The sequence below is a fragment of the Massilia sp. IC2-278 genome (genome assembly GCF_020708045.1).
GTDB lineage: Bacteria > Pseudomonadota > Gammaproteobacteria > Burkholderiales > Burkholderiaceae_D > Telluria.
Genome location: NZ_JAJFES010000011.1, coordinates 83819 through 98198 on the forward strand (window position 1 = coordinate 83819; position 14380 = coordinate 98198).

Below are 14380 nucleotides of genomic sequence, written 5' to 3' on the forward strand. Positions count from 1 at the left end.
GTGCAGGATCGTCCAAACATGCTCATTTACCTGGTCGCGGGCGCACGCCCGAACTTCATGAAAATCGCGCCGATCGTGCGCGCATTGCAGGCGCAGGACAAGCTGACGTTCAAGATCATCCACACCGGCCAGCACTACGACCGCGAGATGAACGACGTCTTCTTCGAGGAACTCGGCATTCCCCAGCCGGACGTGTTCATGGCCGCCGGCGGCGGCAGCCATGCCCAGCAGACGGCGAAAATCATGGTCGGCTTCGAGGAACTCTGCGTGGCCGAGCGCCCGGCCGCCGTGCTGGTGGTGGGCGACGTGAATTCCACGCTGGCCTGTTCGATCGTCGCCAAGAAACTGAACATCCCGGTGGCCCACGTCGAGGCCGGCCTGCGCAGCGGCGACATGTCGATGCCGGAAGAAATCAACCGCCTCGTCACCGACAGCATCTCGGACTGGTTCTTCGCCACCGAGCCGGCCGCCGTCGAGCACCTGCGCCGCGAAGGCAAGCCCGACTCTGCCGTGCACTACGTCGGCCACGTGATGGTCGACAACGTGCTGTACCAGGCCGACAAGCTCACCCGCGCCGACACCTCGGGCTTCGAGACCGCCGCCTTCAAGGCAGCAAGCCAGGAAAATGGCGGCCGCTACGGCGTGGTCACCATGCACCGCCCGAGCAACGTCGACGAGCCGGACACCTTTGCCCGCATCGCCGGCGCCCTGAAGGAAATCGCGCAGGAACTGCCGCTGATCTTCCCGGTGCACCCGCGCACCCGCGCGAACATCGAGAAGTTCGGCATCGACCTCGGCCCGAACGTCACCCTGGCCGGCCCGCAAGCCTACATGGCCTTCCTGAACCTCTGGAAAGACGCGGCCGTGGTGCTCACCGACTCCGGCGGCCTGCAGGAAGAAACCACGGCCCTGGGCGTGCCCTGCGTGACCATCCGCGAAAACACGGAACGCCCGGTGACGGTGGACGAAGGCTCGAATGTGCTGGCCGGCACCGACCCGGACAAGATCCTGCTGGAAGCGCGCAAGGTCTTGCGCGGCGAAGGCAAGCAGGGCCGCCGCCCGCAACTGTGGGACGGCAAGGCCGCCGAACGCATCGTCGCCATTCTCGCCAAAGAGTTGGGATGAGGCTGGGATGACACCTTCCATCACGATGATGGGCTGCAGGATCGACAATTTGTCGATGGAGGAAACCCTCGTGCGCATCGAGGAATTCATCCGCTCCGGCCAGCCCCATCAGCACGTGGTGGTGAATGTCGACAAGCTGGTCAAGGCCAGCCGCGATCCCGGGTTGCGCCGCATCGTCAACGACTGCGCGCTGGTGAATGCCGACGGCATGCCGGTGGTCTGGGCGGCGCGCCTGCTGGGTAAGCCGCTGAAGGAGCGGGTGGCCGGCATCGATTTGTTCGAGGCCCTGATGCGGCGTGCCGGCGAAAAGGGCTGGCGCGTATTCCTGCTCGGTGCGCGCGAGGAAGTGGTGTCGGCCGTGGCCGATACCTACCGCCGCCGTTATCCCGACCTGGCGATCGCCGGCTGGCGCAACGGTTACTGGCGCGTCGACGAGGAAGACCAGGTAGCCGAACAGGTGCGCGCCAGCGGCGCCGACCTGCTGTTCGTGGCGATCAGCTCGCCCAAGAAAGAACAATTTCTCGGCCGCTGGCAGGCCGAGATGCGGATTCCGTTCGCCATGGGCGTGGGCGGGACCTTCGACGTGGCGATCGGACGGGTAAGGCGCGCGCCGCGCTGGATGCAGCGGGCCGGCCTGGAGTGGTTCTTCCGCTTCCTGCAGGAGCCGCGCCGCATGTTCCGCCGTTACTTTATCGACGACATGGCGTTCATCTGGCTGTTCATCAAGGAAGCGGCCGGACGCAAGATGTGATGCAAGGTGCGACGCAAGCTGTGGTAAGTGCGCGCAAGGGAAAGTGAACGATAGGGGAAGGCGGCCACAGAAAGCCGCTGCCGAAAGAACAAGGGGGGACGGCATGGCGCCGTCCTGGAGCGCCGAAACAGGCGCGTATTGATAGTGCATCAAAGTACACACAGAGAGTGACGACAATGAAGATTCTGGTTACGGGCGGCGTGGGCTACATCGGTTCCCACACCGTCGTCGAGTTGCAACATGCCGGGTACGACGTGGTCGTGGTCGACAATCTCTCGAATGCCCAGCGCTCGGTGCAAGAGCGTGTGCAAAAGATCACCGGCAAGCCTTTCGATCTGGTCGAAGCCGACATCCGCGACCGCGCGGCCATGGAAGCGGTGTTTGCCGCCCACAAGGTCGACGCCGTGGTCCACTTCGCCGGCCTGAAAGCCGTCGGCGAATCGGTGGCGCAGCCGCTGCGCTACTACGACAACAACGTCTCGGGCAGCGTGGTGCTGTTCGAAACCATGGCCAAGTTCGGCGTCAAGACCCTGGTGTTTTCCAGCTCGGCGACCGTTTACGGCGACCCGGCCTCGGTGCCGATCCTGGAAGACTTCCCGCTCTCGGCCACCAATCCCTACGGCCGCAGCAAGCTGATGATCGAAGACATCCTGCGCGACCTGATCAAGGCCGAGCCGGACTGGCATATCGCGCTGCTGCGCTACTTCAACCCGGTCGGCGCCCACGAAAGCGGCCTGATCGGCGAGGAGCCTTCCGGCATCCCGAACAACCTGGTGCCCTACATCGCCCAGGTGGCGACCGGCCAGCGCGAAAAGCTGTCGGTCTACGGCGGCGACTACCCGACCCCGGACGGCACCGGCATGCGCGACTACATCCACGTGGTGGATTTGTCGATCGGCCACGTGAAGACCCTGGAAAAGCTGGCCAAGGCGCCGGGCCTGCTGACCTATAACCTCGGCACCGGCCGCGGCAACAGTGTGCTGGAAATGGTGGCCGCGTTCGAGAAAGCCTGCGGCCGTCCGATTCCCTACCAGATCGTCGACCGCCGTCCGGGCGACATCGCCAAGTGCTATGCCGACCCGGCGCGCGCACGCGACGAGCTTGGCTGGGAAGCCACGCGCGACGTGGCCCAGATGTGCGCCGACACCTGGCACTACCAGACCGTCAACGGCAAGGCATGACGCCTTCCAGATAGTCTTCAACCACGTTGCAAACCACGGAAAACCCATGCGGTCGGGCGACAAACGGTAAAAGAATCCAGACAAAGTTTGACAGTCCGACCGCTCAACACCCCATACAATGAGGAAGCTTCAATGAAAGCAATGATTCTCGCGGCAGGCAAGGGCACCCGCGTACGCCCGCTCACCTACGATCTTCCGAAACCGATGATTCCGCTGCTCGGCAAGCCGGTCATGGCTTACCTGGTCGAGCACCTGAAGAAGCACGGCATCACCGAGATCATGGTCAACGTCAGCTGGCTGCACGAAAAGATCGAAGAGTATTTCGGCGAAGGCGAGCAGTTCGGCGTGCAGATCGGCTATTCCTTCGAAGGCTACATGACCGACGACGGCACGGTCGTGCCGGAGCCGATCGGCTCGGCCGGCGGCATGAAGAAGATCCAGGAATTCGGCGGCTTCTTCGACGACACCACCATCGTGCTGTGCGGCGACGCCCTGATCGACCTCGACCTGAAGGCGGCCCTGCTGGAACACCGCCGCAAGGGCGCGATGGCCTCTGTCATCACCAAGGAAGTCCCGTGGGACAAGGTCTCGTCGTACGGCGTGGTCGTCACCGACGAAGAAGGGCGCATCAAGCAGTTCCAGGAAAAGCCGAGCCAGGAAGAAGCGTTGTCGAACTACATCAGCACCGGCATCTACATCTTCGAGCCGGAAGTGATCGACCTGATCCCGGCCGGCGTGCCGTTCGACATCGGCTCCGAGCTGTTCCCGCTGCTGGCCGAACGCGGCCTGCCGTTCTATGCCCAGACGCGCCCGTTCAACTGGCTCGACATCGGCACCATGAGCGACTACTGGGAAGTGCTGCAGACCGTGCTGACCGGCGAAGTGAACCACATGGACGTGCCGGGTATCCAGATCGAGCCGGGCATCTGGACCGGCCTGAACACCAGCATCGACTGGAGCGGCGGCACGAAAATCGAAGGGCCGGTGTACATCGGCTCGGGTGTGCGCATCGAAGCCGGCGCCCATATTGTCGGTCCGACCTGGATCGGACATGGCAGCCACATCTGCGAAGGGGCGGAGATTGTGCGAAGTGTATTATTTGAATATACTCGCGTGTTGCATGATGTAACGTTGCATGAAATGATAGTCTTTAAGGAATATAGTGTCGACCGCGCCGGAGAAATGAAGCACGCGTCGGAGTACGGTTCCGAAGAATGGCTGAATGCGCGTGACCGCCGGCGCAGCAGCCGCAAGGAAATCGCAAGTCAGAAAAGTAATAATCTAGAGAAAGCGAACGCATGAAGATTTACCCAGTGATCCTCTCCGGCGGCGCCGGTACCCGTCTGTGGCCCTTGTCGCGCGCCGTGCTGCCGAAGCAGCTGCTGCCGCTGGTTGCGGACAAGACCATGCTGCAGGAAACCGCGTTGCGCGTTTCCGGCTTGCCTGGTCTGATGGCGCCGCTCGTCGTGTGTGGCAACGACCACCGCTTCATGGTGGCCGAACAGCTGCGCGCGGCAGGCATCAAGCCGCTGGGGATCCTGCTCGAGCCGGTCGGCCGCAACACCGCGCCGGCCGTCGCCGCCGCGGCGCATTTCCTGAAATCGGTCGATCCGGAAGCGGTCATGCTGGTGCTGCCGGCCGACCACGTGATCGAGAACCGCGAAGCCTTCAAGGAGGCCGTGCTGCGCGCGGCCAGCATGGTGCAGGGCGGCGGCCTGGCCACCTTCGGCATCGTGCCGAAGTCGCCTGAAACCGGCTACGGCTACATCCGCCGCGGCGCCGCGCTGGCCAACTGCGCCGATTGCTACGCGGTCGAACGCTTCGTCGAGAAGCCGGACCTGGCCACGGCCCAGGCTTTCCTGGCCGACGGCGGCTACTACTGGAACAGCGGCATGTTCATGTTCGCCGCCGAGCGCTATCTGTCCGAGCTGGCCAAGTTCGCGCCGGAAATCGCCGACGCCGCCGACAAGGCGGTGCACAACGGTTACCGCGACCTCGACTTCTGCCGTCTCGACGACGCCGCCTTCACGGCTTGCCCATCGGATTCGATCGACTACGCGGTGATGGAACACACCCATGACGCCGTCGTGGTGCCGGCCGACATCGGCTGGAGCGACGTCGGTTCCTGGTCGGCCCTGTGGGAAGTGCAGCCGCACGACGAGAACGGCAACGCCCAGCGCGGCGACGTCTACCTCGACGGCGTGAAGAACTCCCTGGTGCGCGCCGAAAGCCGCATCGTGGCCGTGGTCGGCGTCGAGGACATCGTGGTCGTCGAGACCGAAGACGCGGTGCTGGTCGCGCACAAGGACCAGGTCCAGCGCGTCAAGCAGGTGGTCGACCACCTGAAGTCGAAAGAGCGCACCGAGCACCTGCACCACACCCGCGTGTACCGCCCTTGGGGCCACTACGAGGGCATCGATGCCGGCGACCGTTTCCAGGTCAAGCGCATCACCGTCAAGCCGGGCGAGAAGCTGTCGCTGCAGATGCACCACCACCGCGCCGAGCACTGGGTGGTCGTGTCGGGCACCGCGCGCGTCACCTGCGGAGACAAGGTCAGCCTGCTGTCGGAAAACGAATCGACCTATATCCCGATCGGCATGAACCACCGCCTGGAAAACCCGGGCAAGCTGCCGCTGCACATCATCGAGGTGCAGTCGGGCAGTTATCTCGGCGAGGACGACATCGTCCGCTTCGAGGATATCTACCAGCGTTCGTAAGGGCGTTTTTTGTAGAGCAGAAACGGGCCGCGAGGCCCGTTTTTCATTTTTGGCGAAGAGCGCAACATCCTTAAGTCAACAGTGTGAGAGCCTCCCACGGTCAGGCATACAATGCCCCGGTCAGTGCATCCTCTCGGGAGTGATCATGAAGACGCTATTTGCCGCCGGCGCGCTCGCGCTGGCCTTGTCCTCGGCAGCGCCGCAGGCAGCCGCGCAAACCGGGGCGCCGCCGCTCGATCCCCTGCTCGAAGGCCAGCTCGAACGCTGGCTCGGCGCCGGCGACCAGGTCTTTGCCAACCTCTACACGCGCCAGCCGGGCGACGATTCGCTCGACTTCCACGCCGCCGCCGACGGCCGCGGCGACACCTTCACGCTGCTGCGCGTGAGCGACCCTGCCAACAACAGCTGGCTGGTCGGCGGCTACAACCCGCAGAGCTGGGAATTCGACGGCGGCTGGAACGTCACCCCGCGCGACTTCCAGCGCACCGCCTTCATCTTCAACCTCACCGAGCCGGCCGTCTACCGCCAGGTGCCGACGAGCTTCGAGCTGCCCAGCCAGGGTTCCTTCCAGACCTTCAATGCGCCCGACCAGGGGCCGACCTTCGGCGCCGGCGCCGATTTGTTCGTCAACGACCGGCTCGACACCGCCTTTTCCTGGCGCCTGAGCTACGGTGATCCGGACGGGGAAGGGCAGAGCATTGTCGACGGCAGCGTCGGCGGCCGCTTCCTGCGCATCGACGCGCTCGAGATCTACGCCGTGTCGCCGATCCCCGAACCGGCGCAGGCGGCGATGCTGGCGGCAGGCTTGGGCCTGCTCGGCCTGGGGCTGGGTGCGCGCCGAGGGCAGCCGGCGGGCCGGCGCTGCCCGATACGCCCCGCCTGACGGCCGGCCCATGGCCCGGCTCCTGCGCGCGGCGCGGCTCCTGCCTTTCCTGGCCCTGCATGGCGCCGCGTTGGCGCAGATACCTGCGCAGGCGCCTGCGCAGGTATCTGCGCATGGTTCTGTGATGGACAGCGGTGCGCTCGGACCGGCGCAGCTGGCCATCGTGGTGAATGATGCCGACCCCGCCAGCATTGCCGTGGCCGCCTACTACCGCGAGCGGCGCGGCATTCCGGCCGAGAACGTGGTGCACGTCCACATCCCAGGCAAGCCGCACAGCCTGGAGCCGGCGCGCTTCCGCTTGCTGAAGGAGGACATCGACCGCCAGCTCGGCCCCGGCATCCAGGCCGTGCTGATGGTCTGGACCGCGCCGTATGCCGTGGCCTGCAACAGCATCACCGGCGCCTACACCCTCGGCTTCGACGCCGCCCTGTGTCGCGACACCTGCGCCGCCGGCCAGCCCAGCGCCTGGTTCAATGCGCCCGGCGGGCAGCGTCCATTCACCGGCCACGGCATGCGCCTGTCCATGCTGCTTCCGACGGAATCGGTGACGGCGGCCAGGGCGCTGATCGACCGCGGCGTGACCAGCGGCTTTCGCCCGGTGCCGGCGAGCGCCTATTACCTCACCACGGGCGAGGCCGCGCGCAACAGCCGCGCCGCCTTCTTCCCGCCGGCCGGCCGCATCGGCGCGAAACAGCTCGACATCCGGCGCCTCCAGGCCGAGGCGCTGGAAAACGCGCAGGACGTGATGGTCTACCAGCTCGGCAAGGCCAGCGTCGACAAGCTCGATACCCTGCATTTCCTGCCCGGCGCCCTGGCCGACCACCTGACGTCCTACGGCGGTGATTTGCTGGGAAACAGGCAGATGAGCAGCCTGCGCTGGCTGGAGGCCGGCGCCACCGCCAGCTACGGCACCGTCAGCGAGCCCTGCAGCCACTGGCAGAAGTTCCCGAACCCGGCCGTGCTGCTGCGCCATTACCTGCACGGCGACAGCGTCATCGAGGCCTACTGGAAAAGCGTGGCCTGGCCGGCCCAGGGCCTGTTCATCGGCGAGCCGCTGGCCGCGCCCTACCGGCGGCGCTGATGCGCCGCCATTGCGCGCGCAGGCTCGGCGGCTGCGCAAAATCCGTGCATCTGTTGTCGGGATACCTCATCCGCGCACCGGGGTGGAGATTGCTTGTCATTATCTTGTCAAATTGTGGTTTTATTATCGTTTCTGATAATAAAATGATTAGAAGTAAAGACAAGAACACTTTGCTTTTCCACCACACCCCAGGATGCCCATGAAAATGCACGTTGCAAGGAATAACCCAGCCGGCCGCTTGACTGTCCTGGCCGCCTCGTTGGCCGGATTATTAAGCGGCCTGTCGGCGCCGGCCCTGGCCGCTCCGGCCGATGTGGTCATCAGCCAGTACTACGGCGGCGCCGGCAGCAACGGCGCGCTCTGGAACAAGGACTTCGTCGAACTGTTCAACCGCAGCAGCGCCCCGGTCAGCCTGAAAGGCTGGAGCGTGCAATACCAGTCGGCGACGGGCAGCACCTGGCAGGCGATTGCCTTGACCGACACCGTCCTGCAGCCGGGCCAGTACTACCTCGTCACGGCACAAGCGGCCAGCACCGGCACCGACGTCGGCCAGGGCGACGCCACGAGCGGCCTGGCGCTGTCGGCCACCACCGGCAAGGTGGCGCTGGCCAGCGTGGCCAAGGCCATGACCACCGCCGAAGGCGAAGCCGTGATCGACCTGGTCGGCTTCGGTACCGCGAATCGCTTCGAGGGCAACGTGGCCCCGGCGCCGTCGACCGCGAATTCCATCCAGCGCGGCGAACTCGGCTGCATCGACACCGACGACAACGGCAGCGACTTCAGCGCCGCGCCGGTTACGGGCCCGCGCCGTACCAGCTCGCCGCTCAATGCCTGCGCCGGTGGCGGCGGTCCGGTGGCCTACCCGATCGTGCTGAGCTGCCCGGCCGGCGTGCAGGTCGAATTCGGCCGCGGCACGAGCGCCGCGCTGTCGGCCAGCGACCGCGACAGCATCGTCAACAGCGCCGTCATCGCCTCGGGCGCCGTGCCCGGCATCAGCATCACCGGCTTCACCCCGGCCGGCGCGGCCGGCGGTACGGCGAATGCCACCCTCAGCATCGATCCATCCCTCGCCGCCGGCAACTACCCGCTGACGATCACCTTCGCCAACAACGATGGCCAGGATGCCAGCTGCAGCGTGGCCGTGAGCGTGGCCGGCCAATTGACCATCCCGCAAATCCAGGGGCCGAACCCGAAGAGCGCCTACAACAACACCGTCCAGACCACGCAAGGCGTCGTGACCCATAAAGTGGGCAGCGGCTACTTCATCCAGGACCAGAACGGCGACGGCGACCCGGCCACCTCGGACGGCATCTTCGTCTTCAGCAGCAACACCGGCGTGAACGTCGGCGACCTGGTGCGCATCACCGGCACCGTCACCGAATACACGCCGAGCGGCGCAACGCGTTCCTACACCGAATTCAAAGACCTGACCGCCACCACCAGGCTGGGCGCCGGCTACAGCATCGCCCCGACCAACATCGAACTGCCGACCGACCTGGCACGCGTGGAGGGCATGCTGGTGCGCTTCACGAATGCGCTGACGGTGAACGGCAACGCCTACCTGGGCGACCGTGGCGAACTGGTGCTGTCGAACGGCCGCCGCGAAATCCCGACCAACCGCTATCCGGCAGGTTCGCCGGAAGCGCGTGCGCTGGCCCAGTACAACGCGGCAAACGTGATCGTCCTCGACGACAACATCTTCACGACGCCAGCCACGATTCCTTATCTTGCCGCTGACGGTACCGTGCGCAGCGGCGACACCGTCACCGACCTGACGGGCGTGATCGACTTCGGCGCCCAGGGCGGCGGCGGTGCGGCCTTCAAGCTGCAGCCGACCGTGGCCCCGACCTTCTCGCGCACCAACGAGCGCACCCCGGCGCCGGTCGTCGCCGCGGGTAACGTGAAAGTGGCCAGCGCCAACGTGCTGAACTTCTTCACTACCTTTACCAATGGCGGCGATGCCTGGGGCCGCAGCGGCCAGGGCTGCACGGTCGGCGGCACCACGCGCGCCTCGAACTGCCGCGGCGCCGACAACCTGGCTGAATTCGTGCGCCAGCGCGACAAGATCGTCGAATCGCTGGGCGCCATCAATGCCGACGTCGTCGGCCTGATGGAAATCCAGAACAACGGCGACACCGCCGCCTCCTACCTGGTCGAGCAGCTGAATGCGAAACTCGGCGCCGGCACCTACGCCGTCGTGCCGAAGCCGGCCACGACCGGCACCGATGCGATCCGCGTGGCCATGATCTACAAGCCGGGCGCGGTCAGCCTGGTGGGCAATGCGCTGTCGGATGGCGACGCCGTCAACAACCGTCCGCCGATGGCGCAAACCTTCAAGGCCACGAACGGCGGCAAGTTCTCGCTGGTCGTGAACCACCTGAAGTCGAAGGGCAGCTGTGGCGGCGGCGCCGGCAACACCGACAGCGGCGACGGCCAGGGCTGCTGGAACGCCACCCGCGTCGAACAGGCCGCGCGCCTGCGCGACTACTTCCTGCCGCAGGTGGCAGGCGCCGCCAACGACGCCGACATCCTGGTAGTGGGCGACATGAACGCCTATGGCCACGAAGACCCGATCCGCCTGCTGAACGCGGCCGGCTACGTCAACGAGATCGAGCGCTTCGTGCGTCCGGTCGGCATTCCTTACTCGTACGTGTTCGGCGCCGAAAGCGGCTACCTGGACCACGCGCTGGCCAGCGCGAGTCTCTCGGGGCAAGTGGCAGGCGTGACCGAATGGCACAACAACGCCGACGAGCCGGAAGCGATCGACTACAACCTGAACGACACCGCCGAGGACCCGTACGTGAAGAACGCCTACCGCGCCTCGGACCACGACCCGGTGGTGGTCAGCCTGAACCTGGCGCCGACCTACGCCGACGTCACGGCAGCGGTGGCGATCACCAAGTCGGGCATCACCCTGGGCCGTGTCGGGGGCAAGTACAGCGGCACCGTGACGGTCAAGAACACGTCCGGCGCGGCGATCACCGGCCCGCTGCACCTGGTACTGCAGGGCTTGCCAAGCGGCGTCACGCTCGACAACAAGAGCGGCATGGTCGACGGCGCGCCTTACCTGACGCTGGCGAACACCACGCTGGCGCCGGGCGCCTCGGTCACCGTGACTACCACCTTCACCAATCCGTCGAAAGCCGGCATCGGCTACAACGCCAAGCTGCTCTCGGGCTCTTTCTAAGACTAAGGAACTGAACCATGTTTAACCTAAAAAACCTGTTCGCCCGCGCCATGCTGGCCCTGATGCTGGTCACCGGCGCCGGCGCCGCCTCGGCCGGCCCGACCTACCAGGTCACGATCGACACCGAAGGCCTGAGCGGCATCGGCCAGCTCGACTTCTTCTTCGGCGGCCTGGAAACCGCCGGGGCCGCGACCGCCTACCTGAGCAACTTCAGCGGCAACTACGGCGACTTCGTGCTCGAAGGCGACGCCAGCGGCGACCGCGAGACCGGCATCCTGCTCGGTAACTCGGTCTTCTTCAACGACTACCTGCAGACCGTGACCCTGGGCGGCATCTTCCGCTTCAACGTGATGTTCGACTTCGCCGCCGAAGGCGACGGCATGACCCTGGGCGTGGCGCTGTACGACGAGTTCTTCGACACCTACCTGGGCGCGGAAGGCAACCTGGTGCAGTTCGACCTGCTGCCGGGCAGCGGCGTGACGGTAACGGCTGCGGACGGCGTGGCGCGCGTGGCCGAAGTGCCGGAGCCGGCCTCGATGGCCATGCTGCTGGCTGGCCTGATGCTGCTGGGCTGGACGATGCGCCAGCGCCGCATGCGCTAAGTCCTGATGCTCGCTGCCGGCATGGGGCCGGCATGAAAAAGGCCCGCCCGGCTCAGCCTGGGCGGGCCTTTTTCTTGTCTCTCTCGCTTAGCCCTGGTCCTGGGCCGCGCGGCGCATGGCGTCGATGCGGAAGGCTTCGGCGTTGCCGTCGATGATGCGCAGGCCCGCGCAGCCGTCGGCTGCGCAGTCGGGGGCAGGGGTCTGGCCGACGGCGGCCGGATCGACAGAAAGGTCGGCGGCAGGGGCAGCGCTGGCGGATACCGTGACAGCGGCGGTCTGGATCGGTGCGCCGGCGTTGTCGGTCGCCGCGCCGCCGCAGGCGCTGAGGAAGACGGCAAACAGGGAAGCGGCGAAAAGGGTGCGGATGTGTTGGGTAGTCATGGTGGAAGAGGCAGGCTCGTCAGTGAATGAAACGATTGTAGCCGCTAATTTTTCCGTGAATCAATTTATTTTCGTAAAAATGAGCGAAGATAAAAGATAATGAACGCGAAAAGAGATCAAGATAGGCGCAGATGAATGGTGATTGTGGGAAATATCCTATAAGAAATAATAGATGCACCAGAGTATCTCCCATGACGCTGCGTCGCTTTCATGCCACATCCGCTGTGGGGCAGAATGAGAAGGGCAGGCACGCCGTAGTGCTTCGCGCCCGGCACACCGACAGGCTTGACCACGCATGCGACAAGCGTATGATGAGCTGATGCGAAAACTTGTTCTTCTTTTATTGCTGGCCTGCGCGGCCTGCACGACCCGGGCCGACGCGCCAGCCGTGTCTCCGGCCGCGTCTCCGGTCACGCCGCAGACTGCCCAGCCGGCCGCTTCCGCACCGGCGTCCACCAACACGCTGGCGCAGATCACCGGACTCATCGGCAAGGCCGCCTGCACCTCCGACCAACAATGCCAGGTCCTGCCCGTGGGCGCACGTCCCTGCGGCGGCCCGGCCAGCTACCTGGCCTGGTCGAGCGCCGCCACCTCCGGCGCGGACCTGCAGGCCCTGGCCGACCGCTACCGCAGCGAGCAGCAGGCGGGCAATTCGCGTTCAGGCATGGTGTCCGACTGCCGCGCCATCGCGCCGCCGGCGGCGGCCTGCCGCGCAGGCGCCTGCCAGCTGATCGACGCCGTGTCCGCGCAGTAAGCGCTTGGCCGCCTTCCCCATGCCCGGACCTGCCGTGGCGCCGTGCCAGGCCGCATGCTGACTCTCATCCGCAAGCTGTTCGGGGCGAGCGCCGGCCCCGCTGCGGCACGGGAACAGGCGCCGGCCGTGCACGCCGTGGCCGCGCCCTCCGAGGTGGCGAGCGGCGCCGCACCCGCGTTTCGCATCGCCGCGCACTGGCGGCTGCAGCAGGGCTACCCCATCATGGATTGGGCGGCGGCCGGCCGCTGGGCCGATGCGCTCGCGCAGGAGGAACAGGCCCCGGCCTGGCGTGCGCTCGAGCGCGCCTGGCTGCTGCATCTGCGCGACGCGCTCGGCGCCGGCTTCCGGCTGCTGGAGTCCGACAACTGCCTGTTGCTGGCCGCCGTGGAAGAGCATGTAGCCCATGCCACACTGGCCTTCATGGAACGCACGCGCAAGCGCGTCGTCCGCACGCTCGACGGCATCGCCCGGGTGACGCCCGAGGGCAAGGACATCCTGGTCGTGTTCGACGACGAGGACAGTTATTACCGCTATGTCTCGCACGCCTATCCGGACGGCGGCGAATTCGCAAGCAGCGGCGGCATGTACATCGATGGCGGTTGCGGCCACTTCGTCACGGTGCGGCGCGACCTGGGTGCGATCGAGCCCGTCATCGCCCACGAAATGACGCACGGCTGCCTTGCCCACCTGCCGATTCCGCTCTGGCTGAACGAGGGCCTGGCCGTGAACACCGAGCAGCGCCTGACCGGGGTGCAGCCAGCGCTCTTCAGTGCCCGTGACATGCACGACAAGCATTGCGCATTCTGGGGCGCGGCCGAGATCCAGGAATTCTGGTCGGGGTGGTCGTTCCAGCGCATCGACGACGGCAACCTGCTCTCGTACGACCTGGCGCGCATCCTGGTCGCTTACCTGGGCAAGGACTGGGCATCTTTCCGCCGTTTCGTGCTGGCGGCGAACGCGGCCGACGGTGGCGCCGCGGCAGCGTCCGAACACCTGGGCGCGGACCTGGGCGAACTGGTATGCGCGCTGCTCGGGCAGGCGCATTCGCCCGGCTGGAGTCCGGCAGCGGCCGCCTGAGTTTTTCTCTCCGGCTTGCCTGCCTGAGGCAAGTGTCAGGCGTGTGACAGGAACGCAAAAAAAGTCGCACGCGTGGCGCCTGCCGGGTGCGCTTTTTAATTGCTTGGCAGATAGCGCCATGGTAGTCTGGACAGGTACGGCCGCCGGGCCAAATCAGGAGTGTTCTGGATGTCGGAAGCAAGCTTCGCTGGAACCCGCCGCAAGCGCGTAGCGGGCTTTACCCTGCTCGAATTGCTGGTGGTGATCGTGATCATCGGCCTGCTCGCGGCCTACGTCGGCCCGAAATACTTTTCCCAGCTCGGCAAGTCGGAAGTGACCATCGCCAAGGCCCAGATCGACGCCTTCGAAAAGTCGCTCGACACCTACCGCCTCGACGTCGGCCGCTACCCGAGCGGCGAGGAAGGCCTGGCCGCGCTGATGACCGCCCCGGCCAGCGCCGGCGCCAAATGGAACGGTCCCTACCTGAAGAAGGGCGTGCCGCAAGACCCGTGGGGCCATCCATATCAATACCGTTCGCCCGGCGCCAAGGGAGAATACGAGATTGTCTCGTTCGGCAAGGACGGCCAGCCAGGCGGCAGCGGCGACAACGCCGACATCTCCTCGCTCTGAGCGTTCGCCGCCCCGCGTTTTCCTACCTCACT

13 protein-coding genes are annotated in these 14380 nt (G+C 65.8%); 12 read left to right on the plus strand and 1 reads right to left on the minus strand.

The features are described 5' to 3' along the window. Positions 1-18 precede the first annotated feature (18 nt). The 9 genes from wecB to LK540_RS18575 all read left to right on the plus strand — a co-directional run bounded on the left by wecB (position 19) and on the right by LK540_RS18575 (position 11527). Positions 19-1125 (plus strand): non-hydrolyzing UDP-N-acetylglucosamine 2-epimerase, encoded by a 1107-nt coding sequence (gene wecB, locus LK540_RS18535; RefSeq protein WP_229438789.1) that lies wholly within the window; start codon positions 19-21, stop codon positions 1123-1125. A 7-nt stretch (positions 1126-1132) separates the two neighbouring features. Continuing rightward, the gene (locus LK540_RS18540; protein ID WP_229438790.1) at positions 1133-1876 is read left to right on the plus strand and encodes a WecB/TagA/CpsF family glycosyltransferase; all 744 of its coding nucleotides are present in this window, start codon (positions 1133-1135) and stop codon (positions 1874-1876) included. 176 nt (positions 1877-2052) lie between these two features. Continuing rightward, positions 2053-3057, plus strand: coding sequence for a UDP-glucose 4-epimerase GalE (gene galE / locus LK540_RS18545; RefSeq protein WP_229438791.1), 1005 nt, complete (start codon positions 2053-2055; stop codon positions 3055-3057). Positions 3058-3189: 132 nt separating this feature from the next. After that, positions 3190-4359: a sugar phosphate nucleotidyltransferase gene (locus tag LK540_RS18550; RefSeq protein WP_229438792.1), complete on the plus strand. Its 1170-nt coding sequence runs from the start codon at positions 3190-3192 to the stop codon at positions 4357-4359. Next, a complete protein-coding gene (locus LK540_RS18555) occupies positions 4356-5774 on the plus strand; it encodes a mannose-1-phosphate guanylyltransferase/mannose-6-phosphate isomerase (RefSeq protein ID WP_229438793.1) in 1419 nt (472 codons plus the stop codon). Before LK540_RS18550 ends, LK540_RS18555 begins: the two co-directional genes overlap by 4 nt. Before the next feature lie 145 nt (positions 5775-5919). Beyond that, positions 5920-6657, plus strand: a complete 738-nt coding sequence (locus LK540_RS18560; RefSeq protein ID WP_229438794.1) for a PEP_CTERM-anchored TLD domain-containing protein — start codon at positions 5920-5922, stop codon at positions 6655-6657. Between the two features lie 10 nt (positions 6658-6667). Continuing rightward, positions 6668-7738 (plus strand): TIGR03790 family protein, encoded by a 1071-nt coding sequence (locus tag LK540_RS18565; RefSeq protein ID WP_229438795.1) that lies wholly within the window; start codon positions 6668-6670, stop codon positions 7736-7738. A 199-nt stretch (positions 7739-7937) separates the two neighbouring features. Further along, on the plus strand, positions 7938-10925 hold the full coding sequence (locus LK540_RS18570; protein WP_229438796.1) for an ExeM/NucH family extracellular endonuclease: 2988 nt from the start codon (positions 7938-7940) through the stop codon (positions 10923-10925). Between the two features lie 17 nt (positions 10926-10942). After that, the gene (locus LK540_RS18575) at positions 10943-11527 is read left to right on the plus strand and encodes an NF038129 family PEP-CTERM protein (RefSeq protein ID WP_229438797.1); all 585 of its coding nucleotides are present in this window, start codon (positions 10943-10945) and stop codon (positions 11525-11527) included. Positions 11528-11614: 87 nt separating this feature from the next. Here the strand turns inward: LK540_RS18575 and LK540_RS18580 are convergent, their stop codons facing one another. After that, the gene (locus LK540_RS18580; protein WP_229438798.1) at positions 11615-11908 is read right to left on the minus strand and encodes a hypothetical protein; all 294 of its coding nucleotides are present in this window, start codon (positions 11906-11908) and stop codon (positions 11615-11617) included. A gap of 319 nt (positions 11909-12227) precedes the next feature. Here LK540_RS18580 and LK540_RS18585 point away from each other — a divergent pair, with 319 nt between their 5' ends. The 3 genes from LK540_RS18585 to gspG all read left to right on the plus strand — a co-directional run bounded on the left by LK540_RS18585 (position 12228) and on the right by gspG (position 14348). Then, a complete protein-coding gene (locus LK540_RS18585) occupies positions 12228-12662 on the plus strand; it encodes a hypothetical protein (protein WP_229438799.1) in 435 nt (144 codons plus the stop codon). Positions 12663-12716: 54 nt separating this feature from the next. After that, positions 12717-13739, plus strand: coding sequence for a hypothetical protein (locus tag LK540_RS18590; protein ID WP_229438800.1), 1023 nt, complete (start codon positions 12717-12719; stop codon positions 13737-13739). Between the two features lie 168 nt (positions 13740-13907). Next, positions 13908-14348, plus strand: a complete 441-nt coding sequence (gene gspG, locus LK540_RS18595) for a type II secretion system major pseudopilin GspG (RefSeq protein ID WP_229438801.1) — start codon at positions 13908-13910, stop codon at positions 14346-14348. Positions 14349-14380: the final 32 nt, after the last annotated feature.